This is a genomic window from Flavobacterium notoginsengisoli (assembly GCF_014207905.1).
Lineage (GTDB): Bacteria > Bacteroidota > Bacteroidia > Flavobacteriales > Flavobacteriaceae > Flavobacterium > Flavobacterium notoginsengisoli_A.
Window position 1 is genome coordinate 112,923 of record NZ_JACHLB010000005.1, and the last position, 24,107, is coordinate 137,029.

A 24,107-nucleotide genomic window follows, 5' to 3' on the forward strand; every position below is an offset into this window, starting at 1 on the left:
AAAACTTCTTTGTAAAATTTAAAAGAAACCTTTCACAAATGAGAGGTTTTTTTATTTTTATGAACAAGTAATTTGTCTTTAAGATTAAATATTTTTGTATGATAAATCGTATATTTGTTTTTTTATGATTACATTTTTTTTTTTAAATAATTAAACTCAATTACTGAATGAAAACAAAATTACTTTTATTTTTTTTACTCTTTTTAACAATACAATCAAATGCTCAACAACTAATTTATAATTTTATAAGTAGCCCATCGACTTTTAAAATATTTAATGATAAAATCATATTTTATGGCAATCAAGAGGATACTGGTCGAGAATTATGGCTTAGCGATGGGACACCTTCAAATACAAAGATTTTAAAAGATATATATCTTGGTACAGAACCATCGGTAAAGTCAGGTTCGACAATTTTAAATAATAAGTTTTACTTTATAGCTAGAGATGAAAGTTCTGAAGGCGAAATATGGGAAACAGATGGAACCGATTCTGGAACTAAAAAAGTGACAAATTTTATTAATGGAAGAACTTTTAAACTTACAACAGTAGGAGATAAAATATTTTTTCTAGTCCGTTTGGAAACAAATAAATTTCAAGTTTGGAAAACAGACGGTACAACAAACGGAACAGTATTTATTAAGGAAATTTCAGATTATTCAAATAATTCAACATTTGAAGGTAATTGCAATAATACTTTTATATTTACAATACAAGTAGCTTCAACTATGAACTCGCGAGTATGGAGAAGTGATGGGACTGCTGATGGGACTTATCCTATAACGCAACAAATGGATGGAAATGGTTCCGATTCTGGAGGAACAGCTGGTTTTACTCAGTATATAGTACATAATAATAAGCTATATTTTGTAACAAGATATTTTTTGTATGAAACGGACGGAACTCTTGAAAATACTAAAAATATTGGTAATGTATGGAATGCACAAAATAATATCGTGGGACACAGTAGTGTTATTGAAGCAAATAATAAGCTTTATTTTATGTTTTATTCTTCCGAGCTAAACAAATTATCAATATGGAAGTTTGATGATATTACTAAGAATTTAACCGAAATTTATGTTAATACTAGCAACAAGTATTTTACTCCCTCTAATTTTTCGAAAACGGATGATTCTTTACTTTTCTTAGGATCAAATTCAAATGGAAATACGTCATTGTTATCCTTAAATCTTAATGATTATTCTGTAAAAGATTTGAAAGAAATCGTAAATAATGATGTGCAAAGATCTGATTTCTTTTTTGTATCATTTTATGATTCAGCAACGATTTATAAAGTTACAAAGGATGAATATTTTATTTCTTCTGGTATTGATGAAAAATTTTTAAGAAAAGGATGGATTTTTAATAAAACTTTAAATACAGCCGAAAATGTAAATGAACTTGATAATATAACACAAGCTGTTGTCTTTAAAGAAAATTTGTATTATGGAAAGGAAATGAAACTCTGGAAGTACGGCAATAATTTGAGTACACCAATAGTCGGGAAGAAATCATCTTTATTGTTTTTTCCGAATCCTACAACTAACGTTATAAATGTTAAAGCTGGAAATGATAATCAAGTTGAGAGCGTTCAAATTTTTGATTTAAATGGTAGAATAGTTATTAATTCATCTGATTTTTTGGATGATAAAATTGATGTTTCTAGATTAAGTGCTGGAGCGTATGTATTAAAGGTTAAAGTGAATGGAACTGAAATATCAAAGAAAATCATAAAAAACTAAAAAAAGATTATAAAATAAAAAATAGACATAAAAAAAGCAGCTCCTGGTACGAGCTGCTTTCATCTTTTTTTAGGGCAAAAAAAGTGATTTAACGACGAAATCCTGGACTATGATTAGCAGAATTGTCTAATTTCACAGTTTTTACCTTTTTAGCAGCAACTTTAATTTCGTGTTTCGCAATTTTGTCGTTTGCTTTCAATTCAAGAACATAAGTTCCTGCTGGAAAGTTTTCTAAACTAATTGTTTTTGAAACCTCTAACTTATCTGCTAAAGCGTCTCCTGCATAAAGTAAGTTGTGATTCTCATCATAAATAGAGAAAGATGAACTCTCAACAGTGTCTAAAGTAAAGCTAACTACTTTTCCGTTTCCTGTTTTAATGTTTAAAATATAGTCACCTTTTCCATCAATGGCATAGGTAAACACAGTCGCTAAAAAAAAGGCAGCAACTAAACCAGCTTTGGTAAATTTTGTCATGTTTTTTTAAATTGTTAATTACTAAATGTGGAACGCGTAAAACTACAAATACAAATTTAATTTTTAGCAAAAAAATAGCATTTTTAAACACTTAAGTTGCTGAATTAAAACTATTTCTGTACTTTGTTTGAGCTATGTACGTAAATACTGGGCTCGCGGATTTATTTTTTTTAAAATTTTTTCGATTTTTTTTAGCGCTTAGAAATCAAAGAGTTGAATTAATAAGAATATCTTTTCAGAAAAAGATTTAGTGTAAAAAACACCTTTAATTTTAAGCACAAAAAAACAGCTCATTAACCAACAAAGAGCTGTTCTTTTGACATTAAAAGTTTACTTTTTAATTTTTTCTAACCTCATTTTATACCATTAGTATAAAACCTTAACGAGCTGCGACATTTGTATTTTTAGCAAAACCAGATTTGTAAACTGATGAAACTGCATTTCTAGATAAAACAGAGGTATCTTCAGTTATCTTAATTTCATATTTTGCTCTTTTTACATTGTCTTCTACTTCTAAGAAGTAAGTTCCTTCTGGAAATTCTTCTAAACTGAAAGTTCTCAAAATTCCTTCTTTACCAGAAGCATTTTCAGAATAAATTAGCGTTCCGTCTTTGTCATAAATTGCTAAGCTGGCTTTCTGTACTTTGTTAAGAGCGAAAGTGATCAGTTTTCCATTAGCTTTCAATACGTGAAGGTTAAACTCCGACGTTCCGTCAATTGCGTAAGTGCTAATTCCTGTGAAAAGCAACGCTGCTACTAAACTCATTTTTGCAATCTTTTTCATGGGACTTGATTTTTAAATTATTAGTTCTAATTCTCTGATGCTAAATTAGTTATCATATACATGAAAAAGTGCAACTGTATTTTCCTATTTCTATGCTATATTCTCATTTACGAAACCGTTATAGGTTAAAACTTGAATTATATTTAACGTTTTTGTTAATTAAGTTATTATTTTTTAATGTTTTGCTTGATTTTGAATTTACTTTACGTTAAGAATTTATTTACATAAAAGATTGTGTAGTTTAACCGCAAAGCTCGCAAAGATTTACGCAAAGAACGCTAGGAATTATTATATACATGAGGTTTATACAAACGACAAAGTCCGCAAAGCTTTGTGTAAAAAACTTTGCGGACTTTGCGCTTTTTCTTCGCGAACTTTGCGTTAAAACCTTTAAATAAAAAGCAAAAAAAAACAGCTCAGTAACCACAAAGAGCTGTTTTTAAAACTTTTGAAAGTTTTTTAACTTACTAACTATCTAACCTCACTTTTTATACTGTATGAGAGTATAAAACTTTTTTAGCGTGTTGCCACACTAGTATTTTTGGCAAAATCTGATTTGTAAACTGAAGAAACTGCATCTTTCGATAAAACAGTTGCTTCGTCAGTTACTTTAATTTCGTATTTTGCTTTTTTAGTATTGTCTTCAACTTCTAAGAAGTAAGTTCCTTCTGGAAATTCTTCTAGACTGAAAGTTCTTAAAATTCCATCTTTGCCAGAAGCAGTTTCAGAATAAATTAAAGTTCCTTCTTTGTCATATATTGCTAAGTTGGCTTTCTGTGTTTGGTTAAGACCGAACGTGATCAATTTACCATTAGCTTTTAATACGTGAAGATTAAACTCCGACGTTCCATCAATTGCGTAAGTGCTAATTCCTGTGAAAAGCAACGCTGCTACTAAACTAATTTTTGCAATCTTTTTCATGGGACTTAATTTTTAAATTAATAGTTCTAATTCTCTGATGCTAAATTACTTCTGTTGTAAGTATAAAAACGCAACTATATTTTCCGATTTATATGCTATATTTTCATTTACGAAACCGTTATATGTTAAAATTTGAGTTTATTTTTATCGTTTTAGCTAATTTGGTTATTTTCTTTCAACGTTTTTCTTGATTTTAACTTTGCAATAATTTAAAGGTTTCTTTACTAAATGTAGGAATGCTTTAAAGATGCTAAGGTTCTAAGTTGCTAAGATTCTAAGTTATTGAGATTCTAAGATGCTAAGATTCTAAGTTTTTAATTGGATTGTGTATTTAACCGCAAAGAACGCAAGGTTTTTTTGCCTGGAATTGTGAATATAAACGCAAAGTTCGCAAAGCTTTATGGAAAAAACTTTGCGAACTTTGCGTAAACCTTAGCGCCTTTGCGGTTAAATAAAAAAGTATAAAGCAAAAAAAAACGGCTCAGTAACCACAAAGAGCCGTTTTTAAAACTTTTGAAAGTTTTTAACTTACTAACTATCTAACCTCACTTTTTATACTTTATTAGAGTATAAAATTTTAAGTGCCGTGAAGTAACACTTAACTTTAATATTTTCTTAGTAAACTGAAGAAACTCCTTTTGAAGACAAAACTGAGTTTTTAGCATCTACTGTAATATCGTATTTTACTTTTTTGTAGCTATCTGCAACTTCTAAAGTATATTTTCCTTCTGGAAACTCTTCTAAACTGAAAGTTCTTAAAATTCCTTCTTTACCAGAAGCGTTTTCAGTATATAGTACATTACCATTTGTATCATAAATGCTAATAGTAGCTCTTTGAAGTTGGTTAATTCCAAATGCAATAACCTTGCCATTTCCTTTTAATACATGAAGATTTAATGCTTCATTTCCATCAATTGCATAAGTACTCATTCCTGTTAGAAGTACTGCACATACTAAACTTAATTTCATAATCTTTTTCATATTCTGTAGTATTAATTTTTTTAGTTCTTTTCTCTGAGGCAAAGTTATAGCAGCAGTTGTGTTATTTTATCCACTGTATTTTCCAATTTATATGCTATATTCTCATTTACGAAACCGTTATAGGTTAAAATTTGCGTTTAATGTTATGTTTCTGTTAATTTGGTTGTTATTTTTCAAAGTTTCTTCAAAATTTGATTCTTCTTAAAATTTCCATCTTTCTTACAAAAAATACTATATTGGTATAAAATCGCGCTTTAAAATATGATTTATCAAAAAAAAAGCGGAGAAAAAAACGAGACCCTAAAAAAAAGTCTATTTTGATGAAAAATCATCAGTATAAAATAGCTGTTTTTTATGCAAAATCCGCATTTACGAAACCGTTATAGGTTAAAATTTAAATTATTTTAGGTGTTTTTGTTAAATTTGCTATTATTTTTTAAAGAAATTATCATGAAGACTATTGCCCCAGCTCTTGAAGTGATAACTAACTCATACGGAAGTTCTTTTACTTACGCTAAACACGCCGAAAAGACCAATAGCAAAGCTCATTTATGGCATTATCATCCAGAGATTGAGTTGGTTTATATTAATGGTGGGGCGGGGAAGAGACAAATAGGAAGTCACGTTTCTTATTATACCAATGGTAGTTTACTTTTAATAGGAGCTAATTTGCCGCACTGCGGCTTTACAAATGAACAGACAGGAAATACAACAGAAACTGTTATTCATATAAAACCTGAATTTTTAGGAAGCGATTTTTTTGTTGCTCCAGAAATGAGAAAAGTTCAGAATATTTTAAAACAAGCTAAAGGCGGAATCGCTTTTGGTGGTGAAACAAAAAAAAGAATAGGAAAGAAAATCGAAATGATGGAAAATGAACCGCCATTTCAAAGACTGCTTACTCTTTTAGGAATTTTAGATGAATTAGATTCTTCGACTGAATCTACTATATTAAATGCCGACGGTTTTTCACTAGAGTTGCAAACTCAAGATAATGATCGTATGAATGTGGTTTTTAATTTTGTAAAAGATCATTTTCAAGAATCTATTTCGATAGATGAGGTTTCAAGTTTGGTAAGTATGACTACGCCTTCATTCTGTCGTTATTTCAAAAAGATTTCTAATAAAACATTTACAGAATTTGTAAATGAATATAGGTTGGTGCATGCTTCTAAGCTTTTAGCAGAACAGCCAATTAGTATTAATGAGGTTTGTTATGAAAGCGGTTTTAATAATTTTAGCCATTTCAGTAAATCGTTCAAACAATATACAGGTAAAAGCGCTTCGCAATATCGACATGAACATAAGATTATAATTAGCTGATATTTTAGCTTAATTGATTTTTGTAGCCACGAATTCACGAATTTAGATTAATAAAATTCTTGAATTCGTGGCTATCTTTTTTGTAGACATGTAGGTCAGATTTTTCATATATGCATTCTGAAAAAAGTTATATTTACATTCCCTAATCAGAAAAAAACATAAAATGAAAAAAATTAAAATGCTCTTGTCTGCATTTTTGCTTTGTCTTACCACCATGACATATGCTGCAAAAGTAGACACTTTACAAGTTCCTAGCGTTGCTATGGGTAAAACCTACAAAGCTGCGGTAGTTTTGCCAAATTCTTATGCTAAAAGTAAAACCACTTTTCCGGTAATGTATTTATTGCATGGAGCTTACGGACATTTTAGCGACTGGCTTAAAAATACTCCGAATAAAAAACTAGTTCACAATCTTGCGGATCAGTATAATATGATTATTGTAATGCCAGAAGGTGAGACTTTTAGTTTTTATATTGATAGTCCAGTAAATAAAGAAAGTCAGTTTGAAACTTTTATTACACAAGAAGTTATTCAAAAAGTGGATAAGACTTATAAAACAATCGCAAATAAAAACGGAAGAGTAATTACTGGTCTTTCTATGGGAGGTCACGGTGCGTTATATTTATCTGCCCGACATCCTGATTTGTTCTGCGCTGCAGGAAGTATGAGCGGTGCAGTAGATATGAGTACGATGTTGAATAGAGATTCTTCTGCTCAAATTGTAAAATTAATGCAGCCCGTTTTTGGAGATAAAAGCGGAAACACAGAATTATACGAGCAAAATTCTGTTTTAAGAATGGCTGATAAATTGAAAACAAATAAATTGCCGCTAATTATAGACTGTGGTGTTGATGATTTTTTAATTGAACCAAATCGCGAATTGCACAGAAGATTGGTTTATAATAAAGTTGATCACGATTATACCGAACGTCCAGGAGCACATACTTGGGATTATTGGGAAAATTCACTTCCGTATCACGTATTATTTTTCAGTAAAATACTCCTTAAAAATCAGGTGACTGCGAAAAAATAAAGTTCTTTTTGACTTAAATTAAGCTGAATCGCTTTTTTTGGTTTAATTTTTGGAATACCTTTATAGTATAATCCTTAAAAAAAACAAGTTTATGAAAAAGATACTTACACTATTCGCTGTGGCTGGGCTAATGGCGTTTTCGAGTTGCTCAAGCAATGATGATGATAATGATACAATTTCTGAAGTTTTTCAAGTTAGAGGTGTGTCATTTACTCCTCAAAATGATTATAATCCAATAATTGATTTGAATCCTTCAATTTTTCCAGGTGATATGGTATTAGTTTATCGTCAAGATGGGTCTGACGGTGGAGCGCCTGTTTGGAAAATGGCTCCTGAATTATATTATTTTGCTGATGGTACACTAGATTTTGGTTATAATTTTAATTTTACAGTAAATGACGTTAGCATTTATATGGATGGAAATGATCTAGCATCGGTTTCTGATCAATATAGATTAAATCAAACATTTAGAATTGTAATTATTCCAGGATACGTAACTGGAGCAGCTAAATCTGTTAATAAAGCTGATTATTCTGATTATAATGCTGTAATTGCTAGATATGGCATTGATGATAGTAAAGTTAAAGAAGTCAAAGTAAAAAATTAACTTTAAATTTCAATATAAAAAAAAGGAAATCGAAAGATTTCCTTTTTTTATGATTATATGTTTGAGAGAATTATTCTTCTCTATCAGAATCAGAAAGTACTTTTTCTTCTCCAAATTTTAGTGAAACCAAAACTCCAACTAAAAGAGATAAAGCGATAAAACCTAAAGAAGCCCATTCTGGTACTTGAATCCAATCGTGAAGTAGCATTTTTAATCCAACGAAAGCTAAAATCGCTACTAAGCTGTATTCTAAATAACTGAATTTTGCCAACATATTTGCTAAGAAGAAATACATAGAACGTAGTCCTAAAATGGCAAAAATATTAGAGCTAAATACTAAAAATGGATCTTTAGTAATCGCCAAAATCGCAGGAACACTATCTACGGCAAACAGAACATCCATAACTTCAATAACTATTAAAGCTACGAATAAAGGAGTTGCTGCTTTTTTTGCTGTTTTGGTTGGAATGAAAAATTTCTCACCATCCATTTCAGAGGTAATCGGAATAACTTTTCCTAATGTTTTGTATACGAAAGAATCCTTCGGGTGAAAATCTTCGTCTTCGCCGGAGAACAACATTTTTGCTGCAGTAAAAAGTAAAAACAATCCGAAGATATAAGTTGTCCAAGCAAATTTATTGATTAGCATTACCCCGAAGAAAATCATTAATCCACGGAAAACGATCGCACCTAAAATTCCCCAAAACAAAACACGGTGTTGGTATTTTTGCGGAATTTTAAACGATGCAAAAATAATGGCAATCACAAAAATGTTATCTACACTTAAAGAAAGCTCGATTAAGTAACCTGTTATAAACTTCATAGAAGCAACTGCAGGTTTTAAGTTGTCTGGATTGGCAATATAATCTGTGGTGTAAAGCCAATAAATTACTCCAGAAAAAAGGAAAGATAAAGTAACCCAAATTAGAGTCCACTTACTGGCTTCTTTTGTGCTAATGATGTGTGGCGTTTTGTTAAATACACCAAGATCTAAAGCAAGAATAAAAACTACAGCAAGTAAAAATAGGGACCAGACTATCATAATGATTTTTTTAAATGATATACAAAGATAAGTTTTGAACTTTAACTTAAAAATTAAATTTAACTTTAAAATTAAGTAATATTTGTTAACTGTGAAGTGTTGATTGTTATATAGTTATAAGGTTTTTTGTTGCTTTTTGCTTGATGTGTCTTTATTTAAACTGGACTTCAGCCCAGTTTAAATATGTTGGAGTTTAAAAAAAAATGCCAACAAATAATGTTGGCATTTTTAGAATATAATTTAAGCTTTGAATTATAGCGCTGAGTTAACAGTTTTGATAATTCTAGCAGCAATTTTGTATGGGTCTCCGTTAGAAGCTGGTCTTCTGTCTTCCAACCATCCTTTCCATCCTTTTTGAACAGTCATTAAAGGAATTCTGATAGAACATCCTCTATCTGAAACTCCATAAGAGAAATCGTGGATAGAAGCAGTTTCGTGTTTACCAGTTAAACGTTGGTCATTGTAAGCTCCGTAAACTGCGATGTGCTCAGCAGTAACAGGACGGAAAGCTTCACAGATTCTTTCGTAAGTTGCTTGATCTCCACATGTTCTTAATACAGTGTTAGAGAAGTTAGCGTGCATTCCAGAACCATTCCAGTCTGTATCTCCTAGAGGTTTTGGGTGATATTCAATATAGTAACCATATTTCTCAGTCAAACGGTCTAATAGGTAACGAGCAACCCAGATTTCGTCTCCAGCTTTTTTAGCACCTTTAGCGAATAATTGGAATTCCCATTGTCCACAAGCAACCTCTTGGTTGATTCCTTCGAAGTTGATTCCAGCAGCGATACATAAATCAGCGTGCTCTTCAACTAATTTTCTTCCGTGTGTATTTTTTCCACCTACTGAACAGTAGTACATCCCTTGTGGAGCAGGGTATCCTCCAACTGGGAAACCAAGTGGAAGTTGAGTTTTAGTATCCATGATGAAATACTCTTGTTCGAAACCAAACCAAAAATCATCATTATCATCATCAATTGTAGCTCTACCGTTAGAAGGGTGCGGAGTACCGTCAGCATACATAACTTCAGACATTACTAACCATCCGTTGATACGAGTTGGATCTGGATAAATTGCAACAGGTACTAAAAGACAGTCAGAAGAACCACCTTCAGCTTGTTTAGTTGACGAACCATCAAATGACCAGTTTCCAAGTTCTTCTAATGTTCCTTTGAAGTTTTCGTGCTCTTCAACTTTAGTTTTACTTCTAAGATTTTGAGTTGGTTCATATCCATCTAACCAAATGTACTCTAACTTAATTTTAGCCATAATAATATAAATTAATTTTTTTGTTTTTTTTCGTTGGGTCAAATATAGATTTATTTTTTTAGTCCTAAAAATTAGGGGGCTATTTTGTTTAGCGAAGTATTATTTTTTGGATAAGCGCAATTTTGGTAGGGGTATATTTTAAAAAAAGCAATTTTAGTTAGGTTAAAAAAATAAATTCGTAATAATTACGGCACTTTTTTGAGTTTCTGAGTTAAGGAATTATGAAAAAATGTTTATTTAATCAATATTACCGCACAGTTTTGTTATATTTCTTTGCTTTGAATTCATTATTCTTCGAAAAAAGCATTTTCTGTTGAAAAATCATTGACTAATTTTCTATAATTTATATTCAGTTCAGGCGGTTTTATTGTTTATATTTGTTCCTCATTTTTTTTAATGAAAATTATTACGAATTTAAAATATATAACCATGTCAACATTACGTTTCCAAGCTTTACAAGAAGCTTCTAACAGAAAGCCGGTTCACTTTGAAGAAATTGATAGAAAATCGAATCTTTTTGGCTCAAATGTATTTAATGAAAAAGCAATGAAGCAATATTTAACTTCAGATGCTTTAAAAGGAGTAAGAGATGCCATTCAACACGGAACTAAAATAGACAGAAAGCTGGCAGATTATATCGCCATGGGAATGAAAGAATGGGCTCTTGCAAAAGGAGTGACGCATTATACACACTGGTTTCAGCCACTTACAGGAACAACAGCAGAAAAACACGACGCTTTTTTTGACACTTCTTATGACGGAAGCGATCCTGTAGAAAAATTCGGTGGAGCGCAATTGGTACAGCAAGAACCAGATGCATCGAGTTTTCCAAACGGTGGAATCAGAAATACATTTGAAGCAAGAGGTTATACTGCTTGGGACCCGACTTCGCCAGCCTTCATATATGGTACAACTTTATGTATTCCGACAGTTTTTATTGCTTACACTGGTGAAGCTTTAGATAATAAAATACCTTTATTAAGAGCATTATCTGCAATTGATGAAGCAGCGACAGAAGTTTGTAAATATTTTGATAAAAATGTAAAAAAGGTAACGGCAACTTTAGGATGGGAGCAAGAATATTTCTTGATTGATAAAGCCTTGGCAAATTCACGTCCTGATTTAATGATGACGGGAAGAACATTATTAGGACATACTTCTGCAAAAGGTCAGCAATTAGACGATCACTATTTCGGATCTATCCCAACTCGTGCTCTTACTTATATGAGAGATTTAGAGCAAGAATGTATGTTGTTAGGAATTCCGGTAAAAACACGTCATAATGAAGTTGCACCAAATCAGTTTGAGTTGGCTCCGATTTTTGAAGAAACCAATTTAGCGGTGGATCATAACTCTTTATTAATGGATGTAATGCAGAGAGTTGCAGAACGCCATGACTTTAAAGTATTATTTCACGAAAAACCATTTAAAGGAGTAAACGGTTCAGGAAAACACAACAACTGGTCATTGGCAACAGATACGGGAGTTAATTTGCTAAGTCCAAGTAAAACGCCAATGAGCAATTTACAGTTTTTGACTTTCTTTATTAATACTATAAAAGCAGTTAACGATTATGAAACTTTATTAAGAGCTTCTATCGCGACTGCAAGTAACGATCATAGGTTAGGAGCAAATGAAGCGCCGCCAGCGATTATTTCTGTTTTCATCGGAGCACAATTATCAAAAGTTTTATTAGAATTAGAAAGTGTAACAACTGGAAAACTTTCTCCAGAAGAAAAAACAGATTTGAAATTAAATGTTGTTGGTAAAATTCCAGACGTATTATTAGATAATACAGACAGAAACAGAACTTCTCCATTTGCTTTTACAGGAAATAAATTTGAGTTTAGAGCAGTTGGATCAAATTCAAACTGTTCAAACGCGATGACAACTCTAAATGCGATCGTTGCAAAACAATTAATTGACTTTAAAAATGAAGTTGAGAATTTGATTGAGAATAAAGACATGAAAAAAGATGACGCAATCTTTAATGTCTTAAGAGAATACATCAAACAATCTAAAAAGATTCTTTTTGAAGGTGACGGTTATAGCGATGCTTGGGAAAAAGAAGCAGCAAAAAGAGGTTTGAGTAATTTCAAAACAACTCCAGAAGCGATAAAAGCGAAAGTTTCAAAACAAGCTTTGGATTTATTTGCTGAATTAGGAATCTTTAATCACGTTGAGGCCGAAGCGCGTTACGAAATTGAATTAGAAGAATACACGAAAAAAATCCAGATTGAAGGCAGAGTTTTAGGAGATATTGCGAGAAATCATGTTATTCCGACTGCAATTCGTTATCAAAATACTTTAATTGAGAACGTAAAAGGATTAAAAGAAATTTTCGGAAAAGAATTTGAAACCATTGCAAAAGAACAAATTACTTTGATAAAAGAAATTTCTGGTCATATTGAAGGAATCAATACAAAAGTGTTGGCGATGACGAATGAAAGAAAAAAAGCCAATCAATTGACAGACGCCCAAAAAATGGCAGAAGCATATTGCAATAAAGTAAAACCTTATTTTGAAGATATCCGTAATCATTGTGATAAATTAGAATTATTGGTTGATGATGAAAGCTGGACATTAACGAAATACAGAGAATTATTGTTTACTAAATAATGCTAATAAATTTTCTAAAACCTGTCTTAATTGGACAGGTTTTTTTATGAATTAAAATTTAGAAGAAACAAAATAAGTAGTTTTATTCCTGTGAAATTATTTGAGAATAACTGTAATTTATCGAATTAATTTACACTTTATCGGAAAGAAGTAATTTTTTCTAAAAATATGTACTCTTAGTATATCTGATTTTAAGGAAGTTTTATAATTTTAATCATCGAATTAAGAAAATAAATAAGAAATACCACAATAACCAACATAATTTAATCTGTGAAAAATCGGCGATATTCCAATCTGCCGATTTTTTTATGAATCAAATATTCGAATAAGCCAAAGAATTAAAAAAAGGGATTATCTTTGCACCACATCAACACAAACTAATTTTCATGAGTTCAGATTCTAGCAAAAGGTACGCACAAAGAGGTGTTTCGGCATCAAAAGAAGACGTACACAACGCCATTAAAAACATTGACAAAGGTTTATTTCCACAGGCATTCTGTAAAATTGTTCCAGATTATTTGACACAAGATGCAGATCATTGCCTTATTATGCATGCCGATGGAGCAGGTACAAAGTCGTCTTTGGCTTATATGTATTGGAAAGAAACAGGAGATTTGTCTGTTTGGAAAGGAATTGCTCAAGATGCCTTAATCATGAACATTGACGATTTATTATGTGTTGGAGCAACAGATAATATTCTGCTTTCTTCGACTATTGGAAGAAATAAAAACCTAATTCCAGCTGAAGTTATTTCTGCAATTATCAATGGCACAGAAGAATTAATCAACGAATTAAAATCATTCGGAGTAACGATTCATTCAACTGGAGGTGAAACAGCAGACGTTGGAGATGTTGTTCGTACTATTATAGTAGATTCGACTGTTACAGCTCGTATGAAACGTTCTGATGTTGTAGACAATGCAAACATCAAAGCTGGCGACGTGATTGTAGGTTTAGCGTCTTTCGGACAAGCAACTTACGAGAAAGGTTATAACGGAGGAATGGGAAGTAACGGATTAACTTCTGCTCGTCATGATGTTTTCGGAAAATATTTGGCTAAAAAATACCCAGAAAGTTACGATGCAGCAGTTCCAGAAGAATTAATTTATTCAGGACAAGTCAATTTAACTGATGAAGTAGAAAATAGTCCAATTAATGCAGGACAATTAGTGCTTTCTCCAACAAGAACTTATGCGCCAATTATCAAGAAAATTTTAGATAAATATAGTCCAGAAGATATTCACGGAATGGTGCATTGCAGTGGTGGTGCACAGACTAAAATTTTACATTTCGTAAAAGATTTGCATGTTATAAAAGATAATTTATTTCCAGTTCCGCCATTGTTCAAGTTAATTCAAGAACAATCGAAAACAGATTGGAAAGAAATGTATCAAGTTTTCAACTGTGGACACAGAATGGAGCTTTATGTTCCTGAAAACATTGCGCAAGATATTATTGAAATTTCAAAATCATTCAATGTAGATGCTCAAATCGTAGGTAGAGTAGAAGCTTCAGATTCTAAAAAACTTACTATTAATAGCGAATACGGAACATTCAACTATTAAAAAATTAACCATATAAGTGATATAAGTTCAGTTTAGTTTTTCTACACTTTTAATATGAACTTATATCACTTATATGGTTTAAAAATATTTCACTATGTACGAATTACTTTTTTGGAAATATCTAGACGAAATTTACTTGAACAATCAAGAAGTTTATGAAGCGCTTGTTGAAAAACAAGAAGTTGAAGGTTTGGCTATTCTTCAAATAGAAGTAATCGTAAATAGAATTAATTCTGTTTTTTCTGACTGGGAAAGAGTCGATGAAAACAGCTGGAAAAATCCAAAAGGAAAAGGCGCATTCCAAGTTATTACAACGCCACAAAGCGTAAAAATCGACTGCTACGGAACAGAAGGAAAAACCATGAACAAATTAGTTGATGTTATGGAAGAATTCAAATGTCCGCTTTACGATCCTCAAGTTCCTGAGCGTTATGATGAAATGAGTGAGTAGTTTTCATTTATAGTAAAAATATAAAATGAAAAAAACTCTTGTCTTTGTTTGCAGTATCTTCTTAAGTATTCTTATCGCCACACTTTTCGGCGTTTTACACAATCAATTCACTTATACCATTTCTGATGAATTTTTTACAGAATACCTGTTTGAAAAATTTGGTTTTATTGAATACGGAAGAAATACTCCAAGATTAACAGCTTCAATTATTGGTGTATGGTCTGGTTGGTGGATCGGTCTTTGTGCTGGTTTTATTTTTGCCCTTATAGGTTTCTTTAGTCCTAATATAAAAGAGATGAAAAAAAGTATTAGTGGAGCAATTCTAATAATGCTAAGTACAACTGTAATAATAGGTTTATTAGGATTATGTTATGGATTTCTAGGTTTTTCAAATTTAGAGTCAACTTGTTGTTTTCCTCTTCAAATTAAAAACATGCAAAATTTAATTGCAGTTTCAGAAATGCATAGTTTTAGTTATGCAGGAGGTGCAATCGGATTATTATTAGGCGCTTTATTTCAGATAAAAAAACTAAAAAAGTAAATTACGCTTCATAATTATAATTTTATAAAGTTTCAAGTTATTGGAATTTGGAATTTTTAAATTTGGAATTTAATCTACCCGTCTTTCAAAAGTAAATTCTGTTCTTTTCTAAGTTTTACCACTAATTGATCAACATAAGTTTTGATTTTCTGCGGAAGCATATTCCAATTCTGATCTTTTTTAAAACTTCTGCAATCGTCTAAATCGCATTCAACGGCACGAATTGCATATTTTTTGTTTTTATAAACAGTTATAATTTTTACACGTCTTATTTCGTCATATTCTGTTCGAGTTCCGTAAACTATAATTGGATCAATATAACCATCGCCATCAAGATCTTTTGTACTGCAATATTTTGTCCAAAACCAAATATTTGTTTCTTTCGGATTGTAATCTTCCAATAAATCATTAATTCTCCATTTTTCTAAAAACCCGCCGTGATCATTCATTACGCAAATGGCTTGAATTTTGGTGTTTAATGTATCTTTTTTAGAAATTGTTTTTTGATTTTCGCCTAAAACTAATTCATAAACTCCGCCTTTATCCTGAAATTCAAATGCTTTGTAAATTGGAAAATCGGTTACATTTTCCAGCTCTCTATCTTTGATTTCTTGTTTGGTAAGTTTACGGCTTTCCGATTTCTGTGAAAAAATAAGGGTTGAATAAAAAGAAAGTAGAAGTAAAGTATATTTTTTCATATTGGCTTTATACGATTAATAAATTCAAAGATATTTAAAACCTTTAGAGTTGCATTAAAATTATGTTTTTTAAAAACAGTTTTTGTTGTACTTTTCTAAATTCAAATAAAAAATAAGAAAACTATAAAATGATTACAATAAACCGCCGAAATTTTCTCTTTGGAATATCACTTTTGATGCTTGGTTTTACGCCAAATATAAATGCTCAGAAGAAAATTAATGAAAAACGAAATTTAATCCAATATGTTGATCCAATGATTGGAACAGCAAAAATGGGACATACTTATCCCGGTGCAACCGTGCCTTTTGGAAGTGTACAATTAAGTCCAGAAACAGACACAATCGCTTACGGATTAAATGGAAAATATAATGGCGAAGTTTATAAATATTGTGCAGGATATCAATATGAAGACAAAACAATTGTAGGTTTCAGCCACACCCATTTCAGCGGAACAGGACATTCAGATTTGGGAGATTTCTTAATTATGCCGACAACAGGAAAGTTGCAATTAAATCCTGGTGTTGCCTCAAAACCTCTATCGGGTTATAGATCGGCATTTTTGCATTCAACAGAAAAAGCAGAACCAGCTTATTACAGCGTTTTTCTTGAAGATCATAAAATTAAAGCAGAATTGACGGCAACAACTCGTGTCGGAATGCATCAATATACTTTTCCAAAGTCAGACGAAGCGCATATTATTTTAGATCTCACTTCTGGAATTTACAATTATGATAAAAAGAACGTTTGGACTTTTGTGCGAGTAGAAAACGATACATTGATAACAGGATATCGCCAAACAAATGGTTGGGCAAGAACAAGAACGGTTTATTTTGCAATGTCTTTTAGCAAGCCAATTAAAAGTTACGGACAAGCAGCTCAGGAAAAAAGTGTTTACAGAGGTTTTTGGGGGAAATTTGATCAAACCAAAAATTTCCCTGAAATGGCAGGACAAAACTTAAAATTGTTTTTTGATTTTAATACTAATGAAGGAGAAAAAATCAAAATTAAAATGGCTTTGTCTCCTGTAAGTTCTGCGGCGGCTTTAGAAAACATGAAAAAAGAAACGCCTGATTGGGATTTTGAAAAAGTAAAAAAACAAAGCCAGGAAGTTTGGAATAAAGAATTGAATAAAGTTCAGGTTGAAACCATACAGAAAGAAGATTTAGTGAATTTCTATACTGCAATGTATCACGCCTTTTTAGGCCCAACTGAATACATGGATTTAGATCGAAACTATAAAGGTTTGGATATGAATGTTCATAAAGCAGAAAATTTTACCAATTATACTAGTTATTCGCTTTGGGATACTTATCGTGCTTTACATCCATTATTTAATATTGTACAGCCGAAAAGAAATGCCGATATGGTGAGTTCAATGCTGGCGCATTCGGATCAAAGTGTGCATAAAATGCTTCCGATTTGGTCACATTATGCCAATGAAAACTGGTGCATGATTGGCTATCATTCGGTTTCTGTTGTGGCAGATGCAATCGTAAAAGGGAATGTTAGTTTTGATGCCGAAAAAGCGCTTCAAGCTTGTGTCAATACAGCGAAAGTTCCTTATTACGATGGACTAGAATATTACATGAAACAAGGTTATGTTCCAGAAGATAAAAACGGATCTTCGGTTTCTAAAACTTTAGAATATGCTTATGATGACTGGGCAATTGCACAGGCAGCTAAAAAGTTAGGTAAAACGGATGTTTATAATGAATTCATAGAAAGATCGAAAAATTATAAAAATGTTTACGACGAAAAAACTGGTTTTATGCGTCCGAAATTGAATGACGGAACATTCAAAAAAGAATTCGATCCGCTAGACACGCACGGGCAAGGTTTTATTGAAGGGAATTCATGGAATTACAGTTTATATGTTCCGCAAGATCCTGCAGACATGATTAAAATGATGGGCGGAAACGATAAATTTAAAGTTCGTTTAGATTCATTGTTTAATATGCATCTTCCAGATAAATATTTCGAAAACACGGAAGATATTACAAGAGATGGAATTATTGGAAACTATGTTCACGGAAACGAGCCTTCTCATCACGTTGTTTATTTGTACAATTGGACAGATTCTCCTTGGAAATCGCAAGATAAGATTCGAATGATTTTGAAAAAAATGTACAGAAACGGTGCTGATGGGTTAGGAGGGAATGACGATTTCGGACAAATGAGTGCTTGGTACATTTTCAGTAGTTTAGGATTCTATCCAGTTGCGCCAGGTTCTGATGAATATGCTTTGGGAAGTCCGCTAATGAAAAATGCTATTTTGAATTTAGAAAACGGAAAAACTTTTGAAGTTGCAACTGTTAATCAATCGGATAAAAATGTATTTGTTTCAAAAGTACTTTTAAATGGAAAAGAGTTTTCAAGACCTTTCTTAAAACATGAAGATGTTATGAATGGTGGGAAAATTACGTTTTATATGAGTAGTAAACCGAATAAGAAGAATTATTAAAGATACTGAGATTCTAAGATGCTAAGGAACTAAGTTTTTTTCTTTTAGTAATTGTCAGGCTGAGTGAAGTCGAAGCCTAATCTAGTTGTATTTGACTTGCGAGGGCTTCGACTTCGCTCAGCCTGACAAACAAGACATTTATTCATGATAAATTAAAATTCGCGAAAATTTGTGCAATTCGTGGCGAAACAAGAAAAAACTTCACGAAATTTGCACTTCAAATAAAGAAAACGAAATATGAAGATAAATTTAAAATCAGGAATTGATAAACTGCTTTTCGGAATGAAGCAGAATGATGTAACAGCTGCTTTAGGAAAACCTGATAAAAACTATAAAGATGAAGATGATAATGTGATTTTTGTGTACAATGCACTTAAAGCGCGCTTGACATTTTATCAAGAAGAAGATTTTAAATTAGGTTATATTGTAGCTTCAAGTAATAATCTGGAAGTTTTCGGTTTCAAATTGATTGGAAGAAAAATTGCAGATGTAAAGAAAGATGTAGCAACAAAAGGCATTACAAAATACAATCAGGAAACTTTTGATACTTTCGAAAACTACTTCAATGAAGATAACTGGTTCATTCTTCAGACAGAATTTGATGAAGTGGTAAAATTCGAAATTGGTGCTATTATCAATGATAAAGACGAATTTGACTGGAAATTTCCTGTGAAGAAATAACTGTATTTTCGGTTGTCAGGCTGAGCGAAGTCGAAGTCTAATCTAGTTGTGTTTGACTTGTGAGGGCTTCGACTTCGCTCAGCCTGACAAACGGAAAAATAATTATATAAAAAAACCGACAAGTGATTGTCGGTTTTTTTTATGTTTTTTAAAAGAAATTATCCTTTTAACCATGCATTTTTAAGTTTCTCTTTTGAGGCATCTGTTGCTTTAAAAGTTTCTGCTTCTTCGTATGGTAATTTCACAGTTCCTTTAATAGTTTCTTCCTTAGTACCACGTTTTGTTTTTAGTGTAATTGGATCGTTTTCTTTCCAGTTTTCACTTTCTGTAATTAAATCATAAATGTTATCTAAGTTGTATGATTTGTTGTTTACAGTCAAAATTTTATCACCACCTTTTAAATTCAAGCTTTTGAAGAATTCAATTGATTCTGACTCAGGACGAACAGCTATTTCTTTTGTAGCTTTATCAATTGTAATATTTGGAGTTTGTCCTTTAATGAATGGATTTCCTGGTTTTTTCTCAGTAGCTTTTGTAACTCCAACTTTAGCTAAATAAAAATCGTAAGGAATTGGAGTTGTTCCTGCTACATATTTGTTTAAGAATTCTCCAACTTCTGGATAGGTCAATGAAGTGATTTTAGCAAACAATTCATCATCGTTAAATGGTTTTTCAACACCATATTCGTCAGATAATTTGTGCATTAAATCTAAAATACCTCTTTCTCCGTTGCTTTTCTCTCTAATGATAATATCGATGCACATTCCGATTAAAGCTCCTTTTTGATACACATTTAAATATTGATCTTTATAAGGCTGCTCTAATACATTTTTACTCATTAAAGTAAATGACATGGTATCGTCTAAACTTTTAGCCTGATCAATTTTATCTGCAATTCTAGTGTAGAATTCTGCTTCATCAATCAAACCTTGGTTGATTTGGAAAAGGTTAGCAAAATATTCTGTAACTCCTTCATACATCCATAAATGCTCAGACATTTTTGGCGCATTGTAGTCAAAAAACTGAATTTCTTTTGAGTGAATAGTCAATGGCGTAACAATGTGGAAAAATTCATGCGAAACGACATCTTTCATAGCTTCAACCAACTTTTCTTTTGACATTGATTCTGGCAAAACTACTGTTGTTGCAGTTGGATGCTCTAAAGCTCCAAAACCATGAGCGTCGTCTTTTGCCGCGCTTGATAAATACAATAAAACGGTATATTTTTTAGTAGAATTTACTTTTCCTAAAAAGTTTTTCTGCGCCGTCATCATCGTTTTCATTTCTGGCGTAATGCTTTCTGCTGTATATTTTCCAGTAGGAGAGTAAACTGCAATTAAGATATCCATTCCGTTTACATTAAATGTAGTGTAATCTGGTTTAGAATACATAATTGGATTTTCTACCAAAATAGCATAACGAGAAGTTGTAAATATATCTGAAGTATTGCTAGCATCTTGGTCTGTCATAGAAGTTGCTCCCCAAAGTGTTTCAGGATGTGTAACAGTAACTTTGTATGGAACATCTAATTTATCTTGAAAATATCCAACAAAACCATGAGTATTTAACATGAAGTTTTTACCAGCATCGATGTTAGTTCCTGCTGGAGAGAAAACGTCATCGTTACCAAACCCTGTTCCTTTTTCAGTGTCGAAAGTATCGTTTACTAAATAAGTAATTTTCTTTAAAGTTTTTGCATTTGAGATTGACCAAGAGTTGTCGTCAATTCTTTTTACAGTAAGCGGATTTCCTTTAGCATCAAATGCTTTGAAATCTTCTGAATATTTTCCGTAATTATCTGTAGAATAAGTTCCAGGAACTGTTTTCGGAATACTATAAACAATTTCATCAGTTTTAATTGCTGGAGGAGTTACTGTTACCAGTACTTTATCGTCTTTAACGTCGGTTAGATTGATATTAACTTCTACCGTATTGCTTTTTGCGGTACCAGTGCTACCTGTCTTACAGCTCCAAAATGTAACCGCTAGAGCTAAGGAGTAAAGTATTTTTTTCATTTGAATATATTTAGTTATAGTATTTGTCACAAAAAGTGTCAAAAAGTTACTTAAAAATAACAATAAATTTAAAATAAAAAAAACTCCTGAAAAACAGGAGCTCAAAAGTTTAGTCTAGTTTATTTTTTATATAATATTTTCCATCCAAATCTTCATCAAAATCATCTATTTTTACTGGTTTTGGTTTTGGTTTGTTTGCGATTGCCTTCTTTTTCCACATCTCAAATTTTTCAAGAGGCATCTTCTTTTTCATGATTTCCAGAACTTCTTTTTCTGCTAATCCAAATTCTTTTTTTATAATTTCAAATGGATTTTTTTCTTCTAAAGCTAACGAAACAAGTCTTTCGGTTTGCTCCCAAGTCAATTCTTTGCGGCTACTCTTTTTCATCTCGTGAAAATTAATTCAAAATAGGGTGTTAATTATTAATAGATTGATTCTCAATTTATGTATCAATATTAAAAAAAAAAATAATAAGTTGTTTCGGTAGAGTATATTTTTTTTAATGTTTTTAGCTGTTTTTAAAGGATCGTGATTTTTCAAATGGTATTTTTAACAGATTCTTTAGTCTGTTGTTTTCTTCCAGCTTCATGTGCGTATCCACTCCATAAATCAATTGATCTTTATGAAGGTAGGTAAAAGTCCCAAAAAGACGATCCCAGACTGAAAATATATTTCCATAATTACTATCTGTATACGGCAGCACATAATGATGATGTACTTTATGCATGTTTGGAGAAACAATAAAATAACTCAGAAAAGTGTCCAGTTTTTCTGGTAATGAAATATTTGCATGATTAAACTGTGAAGCGACCACAGATAAAGATTGGTAGAGAAAAACCATCCACATTGGTGAACCAACAATCAAAACACCCAAAGTGGTAAAGATAAAACGAATCACACTTTCGCCAGGATGATGTCTATTAGCGGTTGTAGTGTCAATCCAAATATCTGTGTGATGTACTAAATGAAATTGCCACAGATATTTAAATTTATGTTGAACAAAATGGGCTAAATAAGCGCCAATTAAATCTAACAGCAATAAGCCAATTATGGTATAAAGCCAAACAGGTATTTCGGGTAGCCATTGCAAAATTCCAAAATGATTTTCTATTGTCCAGCTCGCAGTTCTGATTAGAATGAAAGCCAAAATAAAATTGACAACAATAGTGGTGAAGGTAAAAAAGAAATTTATTCCGGCGTGTGGCCACTTTTTGTATTGCATTCTGAATAATGGAAATGAATTTTCTATTAACCAGAAAATAGTAATTCCGCCAACAAGAATAAGGCTTCTGTGTGAAGATGGAATCGTGCTGAAGTAAGAAATAATTTCGTTCATAATAATAAATATTTGAGTTGAAATAGTGTTTTCTTGTCGATTTTATCCAAAGAAAAAGAGAAAACCAAATATAAATATATCTGATTTTCTCTTTCGAAATAAATTATGGGCTAATTTATAATTATTATTTTTTGATGAGGCTTATAATAAACAGCAAAACCCAAGCTCCACCTACAGCAATCAAAATTTGCCAAAGAAGTCCGCCGCCACCAATACCAAGTTTACCAGCAATCCATCCACCTATAAATCCGCCGATGATTCCAACAATGATATTGCCAATTAAGCCAAAGCCTGCGCCTTTCCAAATTTGTCCGGCCAACCAGCCAGAAATTGCGCCAATAAGCAGAAAATATAAAAATTCCATATAATTTTGATTTTAATGATTTATTTTATTGAATTACTTTTCGTTATGATTTTGAAGTAAGTTTTTGTAAATGAGACCCGCAACTATAGCTCCGAGAATTGGCGCTACCCAAAATAACCACACTTGCGATAAAGGTTCACCTCCAGTAAAAACTGCCTGAGACAATGATCTTGCTGGGTTTACTGAAGTATTGGTAATCGGAATACTGATTAAGTGAATTAAAGTTAACCCTAAACCAATTGCTACCCCACAGAAAGGTGTACTTGCAAATTTGTCTGTAGCACCTAAAATAATTATTAAGAAAAATAATGTCAGAACAAACTCGGCGATAAAACACGCTTGAAGAGAATATCCATCAGGAGAAAAAGCTCCAAAACCATTTGAGGCAAATGCTCCAGCTTTAGTATTATCAATTACAAAACCTGCTTTTCCTGAGGCGATTGTATACAAAGTTCCCGCCGCAGCAATCGCTCCAACGCATTGTGCAATGATGTAAGGAATAAGATCTTTAGCAGAAAATCTTCCACCAGCCCACAATCCAATAGAAACTGCAGGATTAAAATGACCGCCAGAAATATGACCAACTGCATATGCCATAGTCAAAACTGTTAAACCAAATGCTAGGGCCACACCTGCAAAACCAATTCCTAATTCCGGAACTCCTGCTGCAAAAATAGCGCTTCCGCAACCTCCAAAAACAAGCCAATAAGTTCCGAAGAACTCAGCAAATAATTTTTTCATAATAAAATAATTTAATTAATGGTTAATGTTAGAATATATATTGGTAAGCCCAATAAATTAAAACAATTTGTAAGGGCAAACGTACAAATAAAATCCATCTTGGTAAACCAAAACCTGCTTTTTTATTTTGAAACATGTATAAATTTGCAGGAAAAACAGCGATAAGTAAAGCTATAATTCCCCAGGCGGCGAAGAGTGTAGTCGCAGGTATAGTGAGCAGAATGCCTAATATTATTTCGGCAGCACCACTTAAAATATTTATTAATTTTGGATTCTGAAAAATAGGAGGAATGATTTTGATGTACATTCCGGGTTTCCTAAAATGATTAATTCCAGCACCTATATAAAGTAAAGCCATTAAATATAAATGCCAAGGTAAAATCATGATAGCTAGTTGTTTATCACGAATTTATAAAAAAATTAACAATTATTGCATTACAGAAGGTCTTTTTTTAA

Annotated in this window: 23 protein-coding genes; 10 read left to right on the plus strand and 13 right to left on the minus strand. The window is 31.9% G+C overall.

The genetic code is table 11. The features are described 5' to 3' along the window. The first annotated feature begins 167 nt into the window (after positions 1-167). Positions 168-1,742, plus strand: a complete 1,575-nt coding sequence (locus tag HNP35_RS15600) for a T9SS type A sorting domain-containing protein (protein WP_184164048.1) — start codon at positions 168-170, stop codon at positions 1,740-1,742. 88 nt (positions 1,743-1,830) lie between these two features. Here the strand turns inward: HNP35_RS15600 and HNP35_RS15605 are convergent, their stop codons facing one another. The 4 genes from HNP35_RS15605 to HNP35_RS15620 all read right to left on the minus strand — a co-directional run bounded on the left by HNP35_RS15605 (position 1,831) and on the right by HNP35_RS15620 (position 4,903). Further along, entirely contained in the window at positions 1,831-2,217 is a 387-nt protein-coding gene (locus HNP35_RS15605; RefSeq protein WP_184164051.1) for a secretion protein, read from the minus strand. Positions 2,218-2,596: 379 nt separating this feature from the next. Then, a complete protein-coding gene (locus HNP35_RS15610) occupies positions 2,597-3,001 on the minus strand; it encodes a secretion protein (protein ID WP_184164054.1) in 405 nt (134 codons plus the stop codon). Positions 3,002-3,517: 516 nt separating this feature from the next. Next, the gene (locus HNP35_RS15615; RefSeq protein ID WP_184164056.1) at positions 3,518-3,922 is read right to left on the minus strand and encodes a DUF3244 domain-containing protein; all 405 of its coding nucleotides are present in this window, start codon (positions 3,920-3,922) and stop codon (positions 3,518-3,520) included. A 615-nt stretch (positions 3,923-4,537) separates the two neighbouring features. Continuing rightward, positions 4,538-4,903, minus strand: a complete 366-nt coding sequence (locus HNP35_RS15620; RefSeq protein WP_184164059.1) for a DUF3244 domain-containing protein — start codon at positions 4,901-4,903, stop codon at positions 4,538-4,540. A 450-nt stretch (positions 4,904-5,353) separates the two neighbouring features. On the opposite strand from HNP35_RS15620, the gene HNP35_RS15625 reads away from it, so the two are divergent. The 3 genes from HNP35_RS15625 to HNP35_RS15635 all read left to right on the plus strand — a co-directional run bounded on the left by HNP35_RS15625 (position 5,354) and on the right by HNP35_RS15635 (position 7,866). After that, entirely contained in the window at positions 5,354-6,226 is an 873-nt protein-coding gene (locus tag HNP35_RS15625; protein WP_184164062.1) for an AraC family transcriptional regulator, read from the plus strand. Between the two features lie 163 nt (positions 6,227-6,389). Next, a complete protein-coding gene (locus HNP35_RS15630; RefSeq protein ID WP_184164065.1) occupies positions 6,390-7,259 on the plus strand; it encodes an alpha/beta hydrolase in 870 nt (289 codons plus the stop codon). A 91-nt stretch (positions 7,260-7,350) separates the two neighbouring features. Continuing rightward, positions 7,351-7,866 (plus strand): hypothetical protein, encoded by a 516-nt coding sequence (locus HNP35_RS15635; protein ID WP_184710818.1) that lies wholly within the window; start codon positions 7,351-7,353, stop codon positions 7,864-7,866. Positions 7,867-7,936: 70 nt separating this feature from the next. Here HNP35_RS15635 and HNP35_RS15640 read toward each other — a convergent pair whose 3' ends face one another. Both HNP35_RS15640 and HNP35_RS15645 read right to left on the minus strand, forming a co-directional pair. Continuing rightward, positions 7,937-8,908, minus strand: coding sequence for a TerC family protein (locus HNP35_RS15640; protein ID WP_184164071.1), 972 nt, complete (start codon positions 8,906-8,908; stop codon positions 7,937-7,939). A 252-nt stretch (positions 8,909-9,160) separates the two neighbouring features. After that, positions 9,161-10,177 carry a glutamine synthetase beta-grasp domain-containing protein gene (locus HNP35_RS15645; RefSeq protein ID WP_184164074.1) on the minus strand — a complete coding sequence of 339 codons (1,017 nt, stop codon included), beginning with the start codon at positions 10,175-10,177 and terminating at the stop codon, positions 9,161-9,163. Positions 10,178-10,606: 429 nt separating this feature from the next. On the opposite strand from HNP35_RS15645, the gene HNP35_RS15650 reads away from it, so the two are divergent. The 4 genes from HNP35_RS15650 (at position 10,607) to HNP35_RS15665 (ending at position 15,353) form a co-directional block, all read left to right on the plus strand. Beyond that, positions 10,607-12,796, plus strand: a complete 2,190-nt coding sequence (locus HNP35_RS15650) for a glutamine synthetase III (protein ID WP_184164078.1) — start codon at positions 10,607-10,609, stop codon at positions 12,794-12,796. A 386-nt stretch (positions 12,797-13,182) separates the two neighbouring features. Continuing rightward, complete coding sequence (locus HNP35_RS15655; protein WP_184164081.1) at positions 13,183-14,361, plus strand: AIR synthase related protein; 1,179 nt, start codon at positions 13,183-13,185, stop codon at positions 14,359-14,361. Positions 14,362-14,455: 94 nt separating this feature from the next. Continuing rightward, positions 14,456-14,812: a hypothetical protein gene (locus tag HNP35_RS15660; protein ID WP_184164084.1), complete on the plus strand. Its 357-nt coding sequence runs from the start codon at positions 14,456-14,458 to the stop codon at positions 14,810-14,812. Positions 14,813-14,837: 25 nt separating this feature from the next. Further along, positions 14,838-15,353 (plus strand): hypothetical protein, encoded by a 516-nt coding sequence (locus HNP35_RS15665; protein WP_184164087.1) that lies wholly within the window; start codon positions 14,838-14,840, stop codon positions 15,351-15,353. Positions 15,354-15,427: 74 nt separating this feature from the next. Here the strand turns inward: HNP35_RS15665 and HNP35_RS15670 are convergent, their stop codons facing one another. After that, complete coding sequence (locus HNP35_RS15670; RefSeq protein ID WP_184164090.1) at positions 15,428-16,051, minus strand: M949_RS01915 family surface polysaccharide biosynthesis protein; 624 nt, start codon at positions 16,049-16,051, stop codon at positions 15,428-15,430. A 128-nt stretch (positions 16,052-16,179) separates the two neighbouring features. Between HNP35_RS15670 and HNP35_RS15675 the strand changes: the two genes are divergently transcribed. Together HNP35_RS15675 and HNP35_RS15680 are read left to right on the plus strand one after the other, a co-directional pair. Beyond that, on the plus strand, positions 16,180-18,513 hold the full coding sequence (locus HNP35_RS15675; protein ID WP_184164092.1) for a GH92 family glycosyl hydrolase: 2,334 nt from the start codon (positions 16,180-16,182) through the stop codon (positions 18,511-18,513). 237 nt (positions 18,514-18,750) lie between these two features. Then, positions 18,751-19,194: a hypothetical protein gene (locus HNP35_RS15680; RefSeq protein WP_184164095.1), complete on the plus strand. Its 444-nt coding sequence runs from the start codon at positions 18,751-18,753 to the stop codon at positions 19,192-19,194. Positions 19,195-19,352: 158 nt separating this feature from the next. Here HNP35_RS15680 and HNP35_RS15685 read toward each other — a convergent pair whose 3' ends face one another. The 6 genes from HNP35_RS15685 to HNP35_RS15710 all read right to left on the minus strand — a co-directional run bounded on the left by HNP35_RS15685 (position 19,353) and on the right by HNP35_RS15710 (position 24,036). After that, on the minus strand, positions 19,353-21,209 hold the full coding sequence (locus tag HNP35_RS15685) for a peptidase M61 (RefSeq protein WP_184164097.1): 1,857 nt from the start codon (positions 21,207-21,209) through the stop codon (positions 19,353-19,355). A 109-nt stretch (positions 21,210-21,318) separates the two neighbouring features. After that, positions 21,319-21,597, minus strand: coding sequence for a DUF2805 domain-containing protein (locus tag HNP35_RS15690; RefSeq protein WP_184164100.1), 279 nt, complete (start codon positions 21,595-21,597; stop codon positions 21,319-21,321). Between the two features lie 121 nt (positions 21,598-21,718). Beyond that, the gene (locus HNP35_RS15695) at positions 21,719-22,546 is read right to left on the minus strand and encodes a sterol desaturase family protein (protein WP_184164103.1); all 828 of its coding nucleotides are present in this window, start codon (positions 22,544-22,546) and stop codon (positions 21,719-21,721) included. Between the two features lie 124 nt (positions 22,547-22,670). Continuing rightward, on the minus strand, positions 22,671-22,910 hold the full coding sequence (locus tag HNP35_RS15700) for a GlsB/YeaQ/YmgE family stress response membrane protein (protein ID WP_111286841.1): 240 nt from the start codon (positions 22,908-22,910) through the stop codon (positions 22,671-22,673). 33 nt (positions 22,911-22,943) lie between these two features. Next, positions 22,944-23,651: an aquaporin Z gene (gene aqpZ, locus HNP35_RS15705; RefSeq protein WP_184164106.1), complete on the minus strand. Its 708-nt coding sequence runs from the start codon at positions 23,649-23,651 to the stop codon at positions 22,944-22,946. Between the two features lie 28 nt (positions 23,652-23,679). Beyond that, positions 23,680-24,036 (minus strand): DoxX family protein, encoded by a 357-nt coding sequence (locus HNP35_RS15710; RefSeq protein ID WP_184164110.1) that lies wholly within the window; start codon positions 24,034-24,036, stop codon positions 23,680-23,682. Between the last annotated feature and the right edge of the window lie 71 nt (positions 24,037-24,107).

Excerpts from the sequence above, each read along its gene's own strand:
- HNP35_RS15710 (WP_184164110.1), bottom strand. The coding sequence starts at position 24,036 with ATGATTTTACCTTGGCATTTATATTTAATGGCTTTACTTTATATAGGT.
- HNP35_RS15600 (WP_184164048.1), top strand. The coding sequence starts at position 168 with ATGAAAACAAAATTACTTTTATTTTTTTTACTCTTTTTAACAATACAA.
- HNP35_RS15625 (WP_184164062.1), top strand. The coding sequence starts at position 5,354 with ATGAAGACTATTGCCCCAGCTCTTGAAGTGATAACTAACTCATACGGA.
- HNP35_RS15665 (WP_184164087.1), top strand. The coding sequence starts at position 14,838 with ATGAAAAAAACTCTTGTCTTTGTTTGCAGTATCTTCTTAAGTATTCTT.
- HNP35_RS15645 (WP_184164074.1), bottom strand. The coding sequence starts at position 10,177 with ATGGCTAAAATTAAGTTAGAGTACATTTGGTTAGATGGATATGAACCA.
- HNP35_RS15680 (WP_184164095.1), top strand. The coding sequence starts at position 18,751 with ATGAAGATAAATTTAAAATCAGGAATTGATAAACTGCTTTTCGGAATG.
- HNP35_RS15655 (WP_184164081.1), top strand. The coding sequence starts at position 13,183 with ATGAGTTCAGATTCTAGCAAAAGGTACGCACAAAGAGGTGTTTCGGCA.
- HNP35_RS15620 (WP_184164059.1), bottom strand. The coding sequence starts at position 4,903 with ATGAAAAAGATTATGAAATTAAGTTTAGTATGTGCAGTACTTCTAACA.
- aqpZ (WP_184164106.1), bottom strand. The coding sequence starts at position 23,651 with ATGAAAAAATTATTTGCTGAGTTCTTCGGAACTTATTGGCTTGTTTTT.
- HNP35_RS15685 (WP_184164097.1), bottom strand. The coding sequence starts at position 21,209 with ATGAAAAAAATACTTTACTCCTTAGCTCTAGCGGTTACATTTTGGAGC.
- HNP35_RS15675 (WP_184164092.1), top strand. The coding sequence starts at position 16,180 with ATGATTACAATAAACCGCCGAAATTTTCTCTTTGGAATATCACTTTTG.
- HNP35_RS15635 (WP_184710818.1), top strand. The coding sequence starts at position 7,351 with ATGAAAAAGATACTTACACTATTCGCTGTGGCTGGGCTAATGGCGTTT.
- HNP35_RS15690 (WP_184164100.1), bottom strand. The coding sequence starts at position 21,597 with ATGAAAAAGAGTAGCCGCAAAGAATTGACTTGGGAGCAAACCGAAAGA.
- HNP35_RS15670 (WP_184164090.1), bottom strand. The coding sequence starts at position 16,051 with ATGAAAAAATATACTTTACTTCTACTTTCTTTTTATTCAACCCTTATT.
- HNP35_RS15615 (WP_184164056.1), bottom strand. The coding sequence starts at position 3,922 with ATGAAAAAGATTGCAAAAATTAGTTTAGTAGCAGCGTTGCTTTTCACA.
- HNP35_RS15610 (WP_184164054.1), bottom strand. The coding sequence starts at position 3,001 with ATGAAAAAGATTGCAAAAATGAGTTTAGTAGCAGCGTTGCTTTTCACA.
- HNP35_RS15700 (WP_111286841.1), bottom strand. The coding sequence starts at position 22,910 with ATGGAATTTTTATATTTTCTGCTTATTGGCGCAATTTCTGGCTGGTTG.
- HNP35_RS15640 (WP_184164071.1), bottom strand. The coding sequence starts at position 8,908 with ATGATAGTCTGGTCCCTATTTTTACTTGCTGTAGTTTTTATTCTTGCT.
- HNP35_RS15605 (WP_184164051.1), bottom strand. The coding sequence starts at position 2,217 with ATGACAAAATTTACCAAAGCTGGTTTAGTTGCTGCCTTTTTTTTAGCG.
- HNP35_RS15660 (WP_184164084.1), top strand. The coding sequence starts at position 14,456 with ATGTACGAATTACTTTTTTGGAAATATCTAGACGAAATTTACTTGAAC.
- HNP35_RS15695 (WP_184164103.1), bottom strand. The coding sequence starts at position 22,546 with ATGAACGAAATTATTTCTTACTTCAGCACGATTCCATCTTCACACAGA.
- HNP35_RS15630 (WP_184164065.1), top strand. The coding sequence starts at position 6,390 with ATGAAAAAAATTAAAATGCTCTTGTCTGCATTTTTGCTTTGTCTTACC.
- HNP35_RS15650 (WP_184164078.1), top strand. The coding sequence starts at position 10,607 with ATGTCAACATTACGTTTCCAAGCTTTACAAGAAGCTTCTAACAGAAAG.